This window comes from Legionella busanensis (genome assembly GCF_900461525.1).
GTDB classification, from domain to species: Bacteria; Pseudomonadota; Gammaproteobacteria; order Legionellales; family Legionellaceae; genus Legionella_C; species Legionella_C busanensis.
In genome coordinates, this window is sequence record NZ_UGOD01000001.1 from 214,620 (window position 1) to 229,472 (window position 14,853).

The window sequence follows — 14,853 nt, forward strand, 5'->3', positions numbered from 1 at the left end:
GCCGAGAAAATTATGCCACAGACTACGCTGCCTACATTTAGTCAATTTAAGCCAGCTGCTTTTGTTGAGCAGCTTGATGCTTTATTACAGAAAAATTTACAAAAAATTACGGAATTGCTGCAACAACAAAAATCCTTTACATGGAATAATTTAATGCAGCCACTTGAGGATATGGAAGATGCCCTGGAGCGCTTCTGGTCTCCTATGTCTCATTTACATGCAGTTGTTAATTCTAAAGCACTACGTGATTGTTATCAGGCTTGTCTGCCTAAATTATCTGCTTATGAAGCTGCTATAGGACATAATGAAACCTTATATAAAGCGATCGGCTCTATTGATGCAGAAGATTTAAATGTTATTGAGCAAAAAATAGTAGCAGATACACTGAGAGATTTTGAGCTTTCGGGCGTGGCATTATCTAAAGAAAATAAAGCGCGTTTTGAGGCTATTCAAACCAGGCTTTCTGAATTATCAAATCAGTTCGAAAATCATGTACTTGATGCAACGCAAGCTTTCAGCCTACATATTACCGATGCGACTAGATTAAAAGGTTTACCACCGCATGCTTTACAAACAGCTAAAGAGTTAGCTGTTGAAAAGGGTTTAGATGGTTGGGTTTTAAATTTAGAATTCCCAAGTTATTTAGCAATTATTACCTATGCTGACGATCGAAGTTTACGAGAAGCGTTTTATCAAGCTTATGTTACACGAGCCTCTGATAAAGGTCCTTATGCTGGCCAATTTGATAATAGTGCTGTCATTGACGAAATACTTTCTTTACGCCATGAAAAATCGCAACTATTAGGTTTTGCTAATTATGCCGAATTATCTTTAGCAACTAAAATGGCTTCATCAACTAATGAAGTTAGTCATTTTCTTCTTGATTTAGCAGAGCGCGCTCATTCTCAAGCTAAAAAGGATATAGAAAAATTAAAGCAATTTGCCAAAAACGATTATCAGTTAGAGCAAGTTGAACCATGGGATATTGCCTATTTATCTGAGAAAATGCGCCACAAGTATTATGATTTATCTCAGGAAGATTTACGTCCTTATTTTCCATTAGCTAAAGTTATGACTGGGTTATTTACAATTATTGAACGTTTATATGGCATTCGACTAGAAGTGGTACCTAACGTTGATACTTGGCATCAAGATATCACGTGTTATCGTTTAATTGATGAGCATAATATTGAACGCGGGTTCATTTATATGGATTTATTTGCCAGGCAAAATAAACGTGGCGGTGCTTGGATGGATTCATTACAAAGTAGACGACGAGTAAATGGCAAAAGTATTCAACTGCCAATAGCTACGTTAACTTGTAATTTTGCTAAACCAGGTACTAATAAAGTGGCAACATTGTCGCATGATGAGCTTTCTACCTTGTTTCATGAGCTTGGTCATTGTCTACACCATGTTTTGACCCAAGTCGATTATTTAGATGTTTCAGGCATTCACGGCGTTGAGTGGGATGCTGTTGAATTACCAAGTCAGTTCTTTGAAAATTGGTGCTGGGAGAAAAGTGCGCTTGAATTATTGGCAGGTCATGTTGAAACAGACGAACCGTTACCAGAGAGCTTATATCAAAAATTGATTGCTGCTAAGAATTTTCAATCGGCAATGGCTATGATGCGCCAATTAGAATTTTCTTTATTTGATTTTCGTATTCATCAAGAATTTAATGCGGAGCAAAAAGAATTTGTACAGGCAGTTTTAAATCAGGTTAGGGAACAAACCACGGTTGTCCCTATTGTTGACTATAATCGTTTTCAACATAGCTTTTCTCATATTTTTGCTGGTGGTTATGCAGCTGGTTATTATAGTTATAAATGGGCTGAAGTTCTCTCAAGTGATGCATTCGCACGTTTTGAGGAAGAGGGCGTATTTAACCCTAAAACTGGCCGTGATTTTCTCCATTCAATTTTAGAAGTGGGAGGATCAAAAAAAGCGAAAGATGCCTTTATAAGTTTTAGAGGCCGACCTGCTACAATTGATGCTTTACTGCGTCATAATGGTATAAATTAGCCTAAGTTGTTAAAAATTTAATGGGCAGGTTAATTAAGAAACTGTATCCTACGGACTGTTGATCATTGCTATTGCTACCTACTTCCTGTGGACATGCCATAGGAGGTAGGGGAAAGGTGAATTCTCTAGATTAAATGTTCATTTAAAGCCTGCAATATTTAAAAAATATGGTATACTTATAGTGTTCCTAAATGGGGGGCGACTTGGCTTCGACGCGGGTTGCGAAACCTAAGGTGCATGCCGAGAACTTGAGAGAACTCTCGTAAATCAATCTCACTTAAATATAAATGCAAACGATGAAAACTTTGCAGGTGAAGCTATCGCTGCGTAAGCTTTGATAGTGTAACCGCACCGTGCGCTGCCAAAAAACCAGCGCCCCGTTGACCGAGCTTGCTTATCGGTATCGAATCAACGGTCATAGAAGATAAGCTAGCTTCTCTGTTTGTCTCGAATATGGAAGCGAAATTTAGAGACTAGCTGTGTTAAATCCTGCCTGTCGGAGAGAACATAGTGAATACTAAAAGACAAGGCTAAGCATGTAGATCTAAGGGCAGAGGATTTGCGGACGCGGGTTCAATTCCCGCCGCCTCCACCAATTAACTTATTGATTATTATATATTTTTCCATTTAAACTCCCCTTGCGGCTCCATAGCGGATCCAAATTATTCTAAATGCGTACTCCAGTTGTAAACTGGTTTATATCCTGAATAAGTTTTCGTGTCTGGTATCCATCGTCCATAAGTTTTGATTACCATTTCAACATCGACATGACCTAGTTGTTTAGAAACCCACATAATATTTTCTCCTTGCGAGAGCATCATAGATGCATAGGTATGCCGAGTTTGATATGGATTTCTATAACGTACATTTGCTCTTTTAAGTATATGCGTCCATGCTGTGCGTCTGACTTGCTGAGAGGTTTCCCATGGCTGACTGGTTCTTGGGTTATAAAATACCCTGTCATTATTACACTCCGTAAACTGCTTTTGATTTTGCAATGCTTCTTTTGCTGGAGCTAACAAAAGTACATCTCTTATACCTGCTTCTGTTTTAGGGCCTTTAGTGTTTTTTCCAACGATAGTCTCTTCAACTCTAACTAATTCATTGACCCAATCGACGTCCTTCCAGCGCAATCCTATTAATTCTGAAACCCTTAAGCCAGTAAAAAATGCAAATTGAAATAAATTACGCAGTTGCCCTTCACTTGAATTTAAAATGGCATAAATTTCATTTTTATCGAATGGATCAGGTTTATAGTCACTTTTTTTTGTATTTTTATCTAGAAGCTTACTTACTACTATATTGTTTAACGGATTTTCTTTTATATATTGATCAACTAGTGATTGCTCAATAATTGCTCTTAGAGGCGTTAAGATGTTAGATGCTGTTTTGGCTGTACAATTTAAGCCTCTTAACCACTTTCTTAATAGCGCAGGCGTTAAGTCTTGAATAGCAATTTTTGAAAAAGCAGGGTAGAGATGAGCATCACAAATCTTTTTATAACCTTTATAAGTACTTACTTCAGTCGTCGATTTAGATTGCTCTAAAAACTCATCAAGTAATTCTTTAATAGATACTCGGGTTTTAGTGCAGCCAAAAATCTGCGCACGTTTAGAATCAGGGAAATAGTCTAGATAATTAAAACTACCTTTCTCAATTGAATTTAAAATTTCTCCTCTTAATCGCTCAGCATATTTAAGATTTGCAGATGTGGCTTCAAGTTTTAAGGTTTCAAAACAACGGACTCCACGATAATAAAAGCTAATACGTATGGTCGTTTTACCTGAAGTCCATTTTCTAATGGTTACTCCATTCGGAGGGTTTGGATGCTTGCTTTGTTGCCGTTTTCCACCCATCTTTCTACCTCCATCAAATTTACCCATAAATTACCGTCTGGCCCAACTTTGCAATGTAGACCGTCAAGCCACATTCCACGTTTGCGCTTAGAATGTACGGCATTAGCAGAATCCCCTGTTTCTTGACAATATTTCTTTAGTTTTACCCACTTCACTTTTAGACACTCCTGTGGCTGTAAATATTGATTATTTGGTTTTAAAAGTTTCTCTTACGATTTAATTTGAGATTAAACTCAAGAATAATTTGATAAATCTTTATGAGCTTTAATTCCGAGGTAAAACTAGAAGGTAGAATTTCATCCAGGTAGATCAAGCGAATATTTTTTATTGAAGTTTCAGCTATATCAGCAATATCTTTTAAACTATAGGTAGTTGAATCCAATAAGAATTGGATTATTCCTTTATAAATTTGTATTTTACAGTTCTTGTTATACATAATCCTTATCCTTTTAATTTTTTTATACAACTTGAAGACACATAAATGTAACTTTAAGTTGTTAAATTGTAACTAAAAGTTAAAATAATGCAACTCAAAGTTAAAATTATAGATTTATTTGTAGGATTTTGGTTATCTTGAAGACAAAAAACTTTAAATGTATACTGGCGTACCTAACCCATGGGAGAAGGCCTTGGAAAGAGATTATTTTGTTGCTGGCTTTGCGAGAAGATTAACGAATCTCATGAAGCAGGCTAATTTAATTTCTTCAACCGCTAAAGCAGGTGTGAAAATTAGTAAGCTTGCAGAAGTTAGCGGGTGCTCACATCAAATGGCTAGACGTTACGTTCTTGGCGAAGCCCTTCCTGATATAGATATCACTTATAAAATAGCTAAATGGCTTAATGTTTCACCTGGCTGGCTTTTATTTGGCGAGGAAACGGAGATTCCGAATAATCTAAATCAAAAAGACTTAATTCAAATTGAACCTGACTTATTAGAATATATTCTAAGAAAAAGCACCATACTGTTTGATGTAGCGAAAGATAAAGAAGAGTTAGTCCAATTTATTATGGACATTATTAACGATGCTATCCGTATTGAGGCTGATAAAAAAGAAATTTTAAAAATTATAGATATTTCTATAAATTCCGCTTTACGTTTTAATGGAATTAAAAATGAGAGAAAAGTTAAAGTTAGTTAATGCAGTTGATACTAATGAAACTGAAGTAATGCTCCACCCCGACATATTAAATATTTTATTTGAACACCGTCGCCAGATAAGAAATGTCTTCCTGCAGATAAATGGATTTTACGACATTAGCCATTTTAGCTTATCAATTGTCGACCCTTCTAATGAAATGATAATTTTATCAGCAACACCCAATATTGAATACAACCTTATTCAACAAGATTTATGGAAATTTGATTCATGTTTTTCTCCCCTACAGCTTAACAATAACCAACTTTTTTGGTGGAATGAGATTAGTCAGGATGATTCCATTAAAAGTAAAATAGAAAAGATAAAGCTACAAAATAATCATTTTAACTTAGGAATGACTCTTTGCCGTCAAGTAGGCGATTTTTATTTTTTATACTCTTATGCAACCAAATCATTGGAAAAAGATCTGCATAATTACTATTCAGCTAATATTTTTAATTTAATTAATATTGGCGACTATTTTTACAATTCGATCTCATTTATATATACAGGGTATAATAAAACACATAAGCTACCGGAATTAGGTGCCCTTAATAATAAAGCAATCAGTAGGCAGAAATTGCTTAAGCTGGTTATAAATAATACTTAAATCAATAGATAAATTATGAAAGAATATGAAGTAATACAATTAGGTAATCCACTTCTAAGAACTACTTCAGAAGCGATTGAAGACTCTATGTTTGGCTCAGAAGAATTAAAAAATTTAGAAGATGTTCTCTTTAATGCCTTAAAACGTGAAAATGGCTTAGGGTTAGCCGCGCCCCAATTAGGAATCACTAAAAGAGCGCTAGTATTCGGGATGGATAAGCATCCTGTCTATACACAACTTCCAGCCATTCCTTTTACAGTTATATTTAACCCATCCTTTGAGCCTTTATCAGATGTAATGGAAGAAGCTTATGAAGGATGCATAAGTGTAGGTCAGTTGCGTGGTAAAGTGCCTCGCTATAAACATATTGGTTATAGAGGTTATGACGCTCATGGCAAGCTAATTGAGCGAGAAGTCTCTGATCTCCATGCTCGCGTACTACAGCATGAACTTGATCATTTAAATGGAATAATTTTTTTAGATAGGGTAACTAATCATAATTCCTTAGGTTTTCGCCAAGAATTAATTCAATGTGGCGCTTTGCCTGCTTAAAAAGACAATAATTACATGTTTGCTATTTCAAAGAAAACAATTATTGGTGGTGCTATTGGAAATGCCTTAGAAACGTATGATTACGTTATCTGGGGATTATTCTCTGTCTATTTATCAAAAGAATTTCTACCTCCTCAATCTAAATTATCAGATATCTTTTTTCTATTCTTAATTACTTATGTTTTACGTCCCATTGGAGGATTGTTAGGAGGAATTCTTGCTGATCAGATAGGAAGAAAAAAGATGCTAACGTTAAGTATTGTCTTAATGGGAATTTGTACCGGTTTAATTAGCATTCTACCTTCTTACCAAGAAATTGGCGTTATCTCTGTGTTCCTTCTGTTACTTATTCGATTAATTCAGGTTTTTACAGTGAGTAGTGAATATATTAGCTCTATTTCTTTATTGATTGAAAGTTGTGATAAGAAAAGAAAGGGGTATTTCGGCTCATGGGCTGCTTTTGGTGTTAACGCAGGCATGCTTATTTCTTCGCTACTAGGAACACTTTTACTGTATTTAATGGATATTGGCATTCTTCCTAATTGGGGATGGCGAATAGCATTTTGCATTGCTTTTATAACGATGTTAATTGGCTTTTGGATAAGAAACTCACTTCCTGAAAGTCTTGAATTTGTGATGAAAAATGCTAGAAATGAAAGAAGAACCTTTTACGAAATAATCCAAGAATCTGTATCTGTTTTAAGGACACATTTTTTCGAGACGATAATTGTTTTTTTTATAGTATGTTTTGGTGTATCTGCGACTATCCTACTTTTTGTTTATGCTCCAATACATATGATAACGTTTAATAGCCTACACAATACCCAATCCTTTATAATAAATTCAATAAGTTTAGTCTTGTTAACATGTCTAGTTCCTGTCTTTGGGGCTATGTCCGATACATTTGGACGTATAAAGATTCTACTGATAGGCACTGCGACGCTTGTACTGCTTAGTATTCCTTATTTTAAGCTTCTATCATTAGGTACTTTTTCTCAAATCTTATTGATAGATACTCTCATTGCCATTCCCTGCGCGAGTATTTTTGCAGTCACTCCTGTATTAATTGCCGAAATATTTCCATTATCAGTAAGATGTTCCGTAACTAACTTAATCTATTCAATAGCGGCTTGTTTCGGAGGAGGAATAACCCCCCTAATTGCATTTAAATTAGGAAATTATAATCCTTACTTACCTAGTTTGATTTTGGTAATTTTAGGGTTAATTAGCTTAAGTTTATTAAGTCTATTTCTAAAAAAACAGGATAATGTGGATCAATCATTAAAGTTGGTAGGTTACTGAGCTTTAGCTCATAATTTATTATGAGTCATAAGCCAATTTACTAGGCCTATATGTAGTTAAAGATCCCTTTAAAATACTCTATAGAATTATTTACACCAGTACTTATCTGTAGTAGATAAGCATTTTCTTCATCCCACCAAAGAGCATCATGCGGCCCATAATCACTATTAAAGCTTGCAATATATATATTGCTCGAAATCATATTACTTTTGGGATAAAGAACAGTTAAATTAAAATTACTATATCCGCTAAATGTATTCATATTAGGTAATCTTGAACTGGCTGGTTTCTTTATGGGAAGGGAGTCTTTATTAAAAATACGAAACCATGCAATTTGATTTCTCTTTCCATTTTTCGGGAACATAATAAATTGAGTTTCTTCAATTTGACTTTCATTACCATAAATAATTTGACTATCAACAACAAAGTCTAAGTTAAAATAATTTAAATGGTTTAAATAACTGAGATTGATCTCTGACTTACTACCTTTAAGGATATTATGCATTGGCCATCTTATATTCCATATGCTTGAAGGAGGTCTATATTCATTTCTATTAATGCAAGCATTTTCCAGGCAATTGCTGTATCGTGACCAATAAGATAGTTCAAAAAAATTCTTCTTTAAGATTTCATTTGTTAGGGAAACAGGAGTAAATAATTTACAAAGTTCTAAGAACTCTCTATCCTGCAAATCACCTTTAAGTAGGCGCAGTTCAATATTAGTTCCATAAGAATAGAAACTTAATGTTTTAGATTTTGAGTAATCATAACCAAGCCAACAAACCCTTTCCTTATCGAGCACATAAGGTTTCATTTCCCAAACCCAATGGTCATATAAAGCAGCATGGTCTAATGTCGATAGGGGCCCGAAATCGTACAAGAATTGTTTGCATCTTAAGAGAGTATCTTTATATTTAATGAAGAAATAATAAGAGCAGAAATGAGCAGAACACCAAATAGACCATTTTTTAAATTGATATCGACTAGGTTGTTCATTATAAGGAGCATCTTCTTGCCTAAGAATAAAGTTAGATAAAGTAACTTCATTAGTATTTGGTACTAAAATAATAAAATTTACTTTCTCTTGAGCCTTTAAAGGTAATATTTCGTGCAATAAATTCATTTCTTAACTCGAAACAATTTTTTCAGCTACTTTAGTTTGATGAATTTTGTCATTGCTCATAAAAAATCCTGTTACGGAGGCTCTTACATGATTCCCTGCAGCGTTTTCTACTTTCTTTATACAATGCAATATATTATTTCTAAAGATAACTAGCCTATTAGGCTTAGGTACAATATAGTAACCTATCCCATCTCCTATATAGTTATTCAACTTGTTACTGCTTAGGTGAAATCCTACTTTTTTCTTCTTATCATCCATTAAGGTAACTTCAGGATATTCAAAATCTTGCTGGGGTATAGGATTTATTAATAATTCTGCTCCCCAATGCATATCCCAAACAGGATGACAGTAATAGACGTAAGCGCCAGATATTCTATATTTTCCATCAGTATGCCAGGAAAGTCCGGCACCTCGAGGATAAAGATATGGCCTAGCATAGAAAAAGTCCCAATCGCTGCCTTTAACACCTATTAAATGAGAAAATTCTGCAGAATTTGCAAGGAGTTCCGCAATAAATAAATCGATGGTTGTGTTAGTAGGGTATATTTGCTCTGTGGTGCAAGGTTCAGGTCTAGGGTGAGAAATAGTAATATTGCCCCATAAAGGGGCTCCGTCCTCGAGACTAAAGGCATTTACCCATTTAGAGGAGTGAACAAACTTAAATTTTTCAGTTTGAATAAAATTCCAAGTTTTTTCAAAATCAGGTGGGGCCAAAAAGTCATCAATTACAGCAAAAACTTCATTGTTTAAAACTAAGTTCATATAGATGGTAAACTTTCAAAGAGTTTTATATTCCTTGAATTACCAAGGCATATATTCGTCTTTATCTTCATTACTATCAACTCTATCAATGTAAAACTCTTTCATAATATTTCCTTTCGAAAGTGATCTATAACAGGAGTTGATTATAGGTTTATTATTTTACTTAGGCAATAAAATTTGAGCATCATTGATATAATTTAATAAACTTAAATTAATCAAGCATTTATATGTTATATTGAGTTATCATCTATCAGCTCAGGGATACTATGAGTAATATAGGCATAGCCGCTAAATTGGCCGCTATCTGGATCGCGAAGCGAGCCAGTTAAAATGTACCCATTATTTTTTAATTCATTCATAACTCTTCTTGTTGAATCACGGCCGTTTTTTGACTGTTTAACTAAATGCGAAATCCTTATATTACAGTCTTTCGTGCTAAGAATATAAGCATAAAGTCCTTTGGCTTGCCAAGATAAATTAGGATTATGTAAACAAGATTTCAATAAGGTTACTTCAGTCTCATCAAGATGTGTTTTTGTCATTTTACTTAGCCTATATCACATAACGGAAAAATGTTTATATAACACGAAAATATTTGATTTAATCAAACAGGTAATTAAATTGTTTTCGTATCTGTAAGTTCTATGCCTTTCAGTTATTTGCCGGATGGTTTACGCTGTGCTTAAAACCACCCTTTAAGCTCAGGCTTGGGCCGCTCCATCAGTGTCAAGGCTAAACCTTCGGCGCACTCCGTGCGGCCTTGACACTGATTCCACTTAGTTCTTATGATTAAAAATAAAATAATATAAACAAACAACCTCCAATCAAAATGGTTGTGGAATATAACAATACAGACAGGTTATATTTTCGAGCCTGTTTCGCTAAAGTATGAGTTTCCATTAGAGTTTCGGATAATGTTATCTTTATAGTCTGAGCAAAGTGGCTATTAGTTTCTTGTAGTAATCTAGCCATGACTTCTTTACTACCTTCTAATGCTGAATTAAGAACTTTTTCAGCTTTATCCTTAGCGTCATCCTTCCATTGAGAGGCAATATCTTCTATTTCTTCTCTGAACTTTGCCAACATCGCCACTTGTGCCTGTCGATTTTCTTCAATCAATCTTTCGTTCATGGTCTGAAGGACGAGTATAGGATCATCCTTGCTTAAGACCACACCGTGCTTAAGGGCAATCTCTTGAATAGCTTCATCAAATTTATCTGACATCAGATCACCATGGCAGTATCTAACTGGTTGAATAGCTGGTCGCGAACAATTTTTAAGCGTTGGCGAGTCATGATACTTTTTTCTGGCGTATCCAAGACTTCATCAAAAGTTAATTTTTGTTGCAGCATTTCAGTTAGATCTCGACCGTAAGTTTCTTTTTTCAGATCAGGAATTTGAATTAAGGCTGATATTTTGTCTTTGTTATCACGGTAGGCTTTTAGTTGTTCAAATGTTTTTCCTTCATGCTCTATGGCTCCCCAATAGGGATTAAGCCAGACAACAAACTGCGCTTCATTAGAGAACTGATTAACTAGCTGCGCAAAGCCATTAATAGTATCGAATAAGGCTTGGCCGCCGGTAATGACAGTATGCATCACCATTTCATGACCTAATTCCTTTAATAAAGCTGGAACCTGGTTGTTGATGAGGTAATGAGATAGTGGTACAAAAAAACTGGCACCGTTGTCAATAACTACATCATGAGTTGTTGAGGCAATTTTTTCGATGAGAGCATCAAAAAGACGAGGGTTGATTTCATCACCGCTCATAACTTGAATATGATCGACGTTAAGTGCCTTAAAGCCATAAAAGGTTGAATTGATAGGGTCGGTATCAATACACAGTGGGGCTTGGCCTTTATGGTGTTTATATTGCGCCGTTGTTGCTGAAATAAACGATTTGCCGACACCCCCTTTGCCCTGCAGAGTGATATGTATTTTTGCCATTACAAGAGTTCCTCCAAGTTGGGTTTTGGATTAAAAGTAAAGCCGCGAATTTCAGTTTTTGCTTTACTTTTAGCCTTTTCATCTTCCTTGGTTTTTTCCTGCATAGACGACTTTTTTTCTGCAGCAATCAAACGTGCTACATAGCCACAAAATGTTTTATATGAAAATGAGATTTTACCTTCCTCAACTAAGGTTTCCCAGACAAGCTTTATTGACCAGCCGTCAGCCAGCGCTGAAGCTATATCTTTTTTTAGGGCAAGAAAAGCGGCTTTATTTACAGATTTATCAGAGACTTTCTTTTCCATCTGCTTTGCTGCGATTCGTTCGCTGAGGGAGTTTCCCATGTCATACCGTCAATTTATTATTATTCTTTCTGATGTTATGAAATATTGCGTTACTCTACAATATATTATGTTAATTTTTTTCATTTTAGCGTAATTAAACTTCTCGTTAAACGGATAAATATTCAGTTTACCGTAATTATTGGTAATTAAACGTAATTAATAAGGATTTTCACAAAATAACCTTGAAATTACATAAAATTACCTGATAGTATGAAGCCAAGTGAACTTGAAAAGCAGGGCAAGATAGGTGAAGTTAGCTAACCAGCAAGCTGGTCATCAAACTCCCACAAGCCTTATTCGCACCTTCGGTGCTCAACGGAAGTCCTGCGCTTTGAGCTAAAAATTTGATACCCAAAGGATTGCATAACCACTTTGTTAAGAGGTCAGCATCCTTATGGACAATAAGTTTAAAACACCTACCAGAAAAAATGGCCGTCATCTTCGTGTTCCAGTCCTTCCCAACGAAGAAATTCAAATTAAATCTAATGCAGATACTGCAGGCCTTTCTATTGCTGAATACTTAAGACGAGTTAGCTTAGGCTATCAAATCTATAGTGCGATTGATAAAGATTATGTGTTGGAGTTGTCTAAAATTAATGCCGATCTAGGAAGACTTGGGGGCTTGCTAAAATTATGGCTTAGTCATGACAAACGCGTTGCACATTTTGATCGTCAAAAAATAAGAACTTTGTTAAACCGCATCCAAATGACTCAGAAAGTACTGTTGGAAGTGGTTAAGAAGCTATGATTATTCGACACATCCCGATGAAGGCAGCAAGACTGAGTAGTTTTTCTAGCCTTGTCCAATACCTTTGTGATGAACAAAACAAAATGGTGCGTGTGGGTAGGATAAGTATATCAAACTGTAATAGTGATGAACCCATTTGGGCTGTTCAAGAAGTATTAGCAACACAAGCTAAAAACCAGCGAGCTAAAAATGATAAAACTTATCATATGTTGATATCCTTTGCGCCAGGTGAAATTCTTTCAAATGCCGCTTTACAGGGCATAGAAGAACGAGTAGTAGCAGCGATAGGATTTAAAGAACATCAAAGAATTAGCGTCGTTCATCACGACACGGATAATCTCCATATCCATGTTGCCATCAATAAAATCAATCCTATTACTTTTAATATGGTTGAACCTTTTAGAGCATATAAGACATTTGCTGAGATTGGGACTAAGTTAGAAATTGAATTTGGGCTTAAAAAAACTAATCATCAGACTCGCAAAAGTCGCTCAGAAAACCTTGCCGATGATATGGAACAACATTCAGGCATTGAAAGCCTGATTAACTGGATGAAGCAGCATTGCAAAGAAAAAATTGCTGCGGCTAATAGCTGGATAGAAATCCACAACATACTGGCAGAACACGGCTTGGCAATGCAGGTCAGAGCAAATGGATTTGTTTTTTGCAACCATCAAGGACTTACTGTTAAAGCCAGCTCAATTTCCAGAAATTTTTCTAAAAAAAATCTTGAGACCAAACTTGGCGCGTTTGCCTCATCGCCCTTAGAAAATACCGCCCCTACATCTAATGTATATCGTTATGAACCATTAAATAAAAATGTGCTTGGTTCTGAACTTTATACACGATATCAGCATGAAAAAGCACGCAATAAAATCTTTCTTACAAAACAGCTTAAACAGCTACGCGAAGCTAAAATCCTGCTCATTGCAAAAGCCAAAAAACGAGGACGAATGAAGCGAGCGGCTTTTAAATTAATGAAGATTTCCAGGATAAACAAAAGATATCTTTATCAAAAAATTAGCAAAACCCTTATTAAGGATATTACTCAACTACAGGAAAATTACGCAAAAGCACGTAGCCACTTAATAGATAAGCATCAAAATAAAACCTGGGCTGATTGGCTACGCCAAAAAGCACAGGAAGGCGATCAAGATGCCTTAACAGCCTTACGTTATCGTAATCGAAAAAATAAAAATGACTATACGTTATCAGGAAATGGAACTGTTTTTTCCTCTGCCAATATTGAGCAAATTGACTCTGTTACCAAAGAAGGAACCCAGATTTATAAGACAGATAAGGGTGTCATCAGAGATAGTGGAAAAGAAATCAAAATTTATAAAGGTGCTTCTGTCCCCACCTTAAAAAAAGCTATTGAAATGGCAAAACAGAAATATGATAACTGTATCCAAGTGAATGGCTCACCCCTTTTTAAAAAAGTTATTCTTGAGATTACTGTCAAACATAATATCTCAATCACGTTTGCTGACCCAGATATGGAAACTCAGCGTATAAGAATGACTTCAAAACAGGAGATAAACGATGAACGATCACAACGATTTAATGATGGAAGAGGAACTTCAAGAAGCAATGAGATTATTAGAGCAGCCCATAGAGAAAGAAGACAGCAAAATTTTAGAGCGAAGCCCAACGTTATCAGCCTTAGACAAGGCCCGCCAGCCGAAGGTCAAAACAGCTTGCGAGACCTGTCCGAACTCAATATGGTTCAGCTCGCCAGAAGAAGTAAAGTGCTACTGCAGGGTAATGCACATGATAAGCTGGAGCGGCAAAGACTCCAACCTGATAACAATGTGCGATGGAAGGTTTTTAGAATAAAGAAAAAGTCCCAAAAGTACTAATTCAAATAAATGGTGGGTTGATTTGACTAATCGATTTAATTTCCAAACAATCATTATATCGTTAGGGCGTAACTGGTTAATAAATCGTTCTAATTCAGAGCTATATTTTTTTTGCATCAGAAATTTTTTCCTGATAAATGCGACCGCAACTAGTTTCTTTTAAAGCAGTTAACGGTAGCTCTAAATTATGATGATATTACTTTTTTAACAAAATTAAGCTTTCTTTGACCAAGTAAAGCGTGCGGTAATTTGACAAAATACCCTATGGGGTATATACCTATAGGGGTATATTGGAGAAATCGCATGGCAAAACATCCAGACCACTATAATGAATTATCACGCTTAAATCGTGCCATTGGCCAACTTGAAGGGATTAAACGCATGATTGAGGAAAATCGTTATTGTGTCGATATCCTATCGCAACTGCGCGCTAGCCGTAATGCATTAAAAACAATTGAGCTTAGTGTGCTTGAGCGCCATGTTTTAAATTGCTTAAACGAGGCTGCTTGCCATGGCAGTCAAGAGTCAAGACAAGAAAAAATGGATGAAATTATGACTCTTCTTAAAAAATATGATTGAGGTGAGTT

At 35.5% G+C, this 14,853-nt stretch carries 16 protein-coding genes and 1 other RNA gene; 9 read left to right on the forward strand and 8 right to left on the reverse strand.

The window, feature by feature from the left end; all coding sequences use genetic code 11:
• The first annotated feature begins 12 nt into the window (after positions 1 to 12).
• Complete coding sequence (locus DYH30_RS01000) at positions 13 to 2,025, forward strand: M3 family metallopeptidase (protein ID WP_115329678.1); 2,013 nt, start codon at positions 13 to 15, stop codon at positions 2,023 to 2,025.
• 194 nt (positions 2,026 to 2,219) lie between these two features.
• Positions 2,220 to 2,620, forward strand: a transfer-messenger RNA (tmRNA) gene (gene ssrA, locus DYH30_RS01005).
• A 67-nt stretch (positions 2,621 to 2,687) separates the two neighbouring features.
• Here the strand turns inward: ssrA and DYH30_RS01010 are convergent.
• On the reverse strand, positions 2,688 to 3,881 hold the full coding sequence (locus DYH30_RS01010) for a site-specific integrase (protein WP_115329680.1): 1,194 nt from the start codon (positions 3,879 to 3,881) through the stop codon (positions 2,688 to 2,690).
• A gap of 196 nt (positions 3,882 to 4,077) precedes the next feature.
• Positions 4,078 to 4,317 (reverse strand): hypothetical protein, encoded by a 240-nt coding sequence (locus tag DYH30_RS01020; RefSeq protein ID WP_115329684.1) that lies wholly within the window; start codon positions 4,315 to 4,317, stop codon positions 4,078 to 4,080.
• A gap of 193 nt (positions 4,318 to 4,510) precedes the next feature.
• Between DYH30_RS01020 and DYH30_RS01025 the strand changes: the two genes are divergently transcribed.
• From DYH30_RS01025 to DYH30_RS01040, 4 genes are read left to right on the forward strand one after another with little or no spacing between them, the layout of a single operon-like run.
• Positions 4,511 to 5,020, forward strand: coding sequence for a helix-turn-helix domain-containing protein (locus DYH30_RS01025; RefSeq protein ID WP_160116133.1), 510 nt, complete (start codon positions 4,511 to 4,513; stop codon positions 5,018 to 5,020).
• Positions 4,995 to 5,627: a hypothetical protein gene (locus DYH30_RS01030; protein WP_115329687.1), complete on the forward strand. Its 633-nt coding sequence runs from the start codon at positions 4,995 to 4,997 to the stop codon at positions 5,625 to 5,627. The genes DYH30_RS01025 and DYH30_RS01030 overlap by 26 nt, the downstream gene beginning before the upstream one ends.
• Before the next feature lie 15 nt (positions 5,628 to 5,642).
• On the forward strand, positions 5,643 to 6,179 hold the full coding sequence (gene def / locus DYH30_RS01035; RefSeq protein ID WP_115329689.1) for a peptide deformylase: 537 nt from the start codon (positions 5,643 to 5,645) through the stop codon (positions 6,177 to 6,179).
• A 15-nt stretch (positions 6,180 to 6,194) separates the two neighbouring features.
• Positions 6,195 to 7,481, forward strand: coding sequence for an MFS transporter (locus DYH30_RS01040; RefSeq protein WP_115329691.1), 1,287 nt, complete (start codon positions 6,195 to 6,197; stop codon positions 7,479 to 7,481).
• 46 nt (positions 7,482 to 7,527) lie between these two features.
• Here DYH30_RS01040 and DYH30_RS01045 read toward each other — a convergent pair whose 3' ends face one another.
• The 6 genes from DYH30_RS01045 to DYH30_RS01070 form a co-directional block, all read right to left on the reverse strand.
• The gene (locus DYH30_RS01045; RefSeq protein ID WP_115329693.1) at positions 7,528 to 8,604 is read right to left on the reverse strand and encodes a hypothetical protein; all 1,077 of its coding nucleotides are present in this window, start codon (positions 8,602 to 8,604) and stop codon (positions 7,528 to 7,530) included.
• A gap of 3 nt (positions 8,605 to 8,607) precedes the next feature.
• Entirely contained in the window at positions 8,608 to 9,366 is a 759-nt protein-coding gene (locus DYH30_RS01050; RefSeq protein WP_115329695.1) for a 2OG-Fe(II) oxygenase, read from the reverse strand.
• 230 nt (positions 9,367 to 9,596) lie between these two features.
• A complete protein-coding gene (locus tag DYH30_RS01055; RefSeq protein WP_115329696.1) occupies positions 9,597 to 9,908 on the reverse strand; it encodes a hypothetical protein in 312 nt (103 codons plus the stop codon).
• 247 nt (positions 9,909 to 10,155) lie between these two features.
• A complete protein-coding gene (locus DYH30_RS01060) occupies positions 10,156 to 10,590 on the reverse strand; it encodes a conjugal transfer protein TraM (protein WP_115329698.1) in 435 nt (144 codons plus the stop codon).
• Complete coding sequence (locus tag DYH30_RS01065; RefSeq protein WP_115329700.1) at positions 10,590 to 11,315, reverse strand: ArsA-related P-loop ATPase; 726 nt, start codon at positions 11,313 to 11,315, stop codon at positions 10,590 to 10,592. Before DYH30_RS01065 ends, DYH30_RS01060 begins: the two co-directional genes overlap by 1 nt.
• Positions 11,315 to 11,659, reverse strand: coding sequence for a TraK family protein (locus tag DYH30_RS01070; protein ID WP_115329702.1), 345 nt, complete (start codon positions 11,657 to 11,659; stop codon positions 11,315 to 11,317). Before DYH30_RS01070 ends, DYH30_RS01065 begins: the two co-directional genes overlap by 1 nt.
• A 394-nt stretch (positions 11,660 to 12,053) precedes the next feature.
• On the opposite strand from DYH30_RS01070, the gene traJ reads away from it, so the two are divergent.
• The 3 genes from traJ (at position 12,054) to DYH30_RS01085 (ending at position 14,845) form a co-directional block, all read left to right on the forward strand.
• Positions 12,054 to 12,407 (forward strand): conjugal transfer transcriptional regulator TraJ, encoded by a 354-nt coding sequence (traJ, locus tag DYH30_RS01075; RefSeq protein ID WP_115329703.1) that lies wholly within the window; start codon positions 12,054 to 12,056, stop codon positions 12,405 to 12,407.
• Positions 12,404 to 14,266, forward strand: a complete 1,863-nt coding sequence (gene traI / locus DYH30_RS01080) for a TraI/MobA(P) family conjugative relaxase (RefSeq protein WP_115329705.1) — start codon at positions 12,404 to 12,406, stop codon at positions 14,264 to 14,266. Before traJ ends, traI begins: the two co-directional genes overlap by 4 nt.
• Positions 14,267 to 14,569: 303 nt before the next feature.
• The gene (locus DYH30_RS01085; protein ID WP_115329707.1) at positions 14,570 to 14,845 is read left to right on the forward strand and encodes a metal-sensitive transcriptional regulator; all 276 of its coding nucleotides are present in this window, start codon (positions 14,570 to 14,572) and stop codon (positions 14,843 to 14,845) included.
• The last annotated feature ends 8 nt before the right edge of the window (positions 14,846 to 14,853 follow it).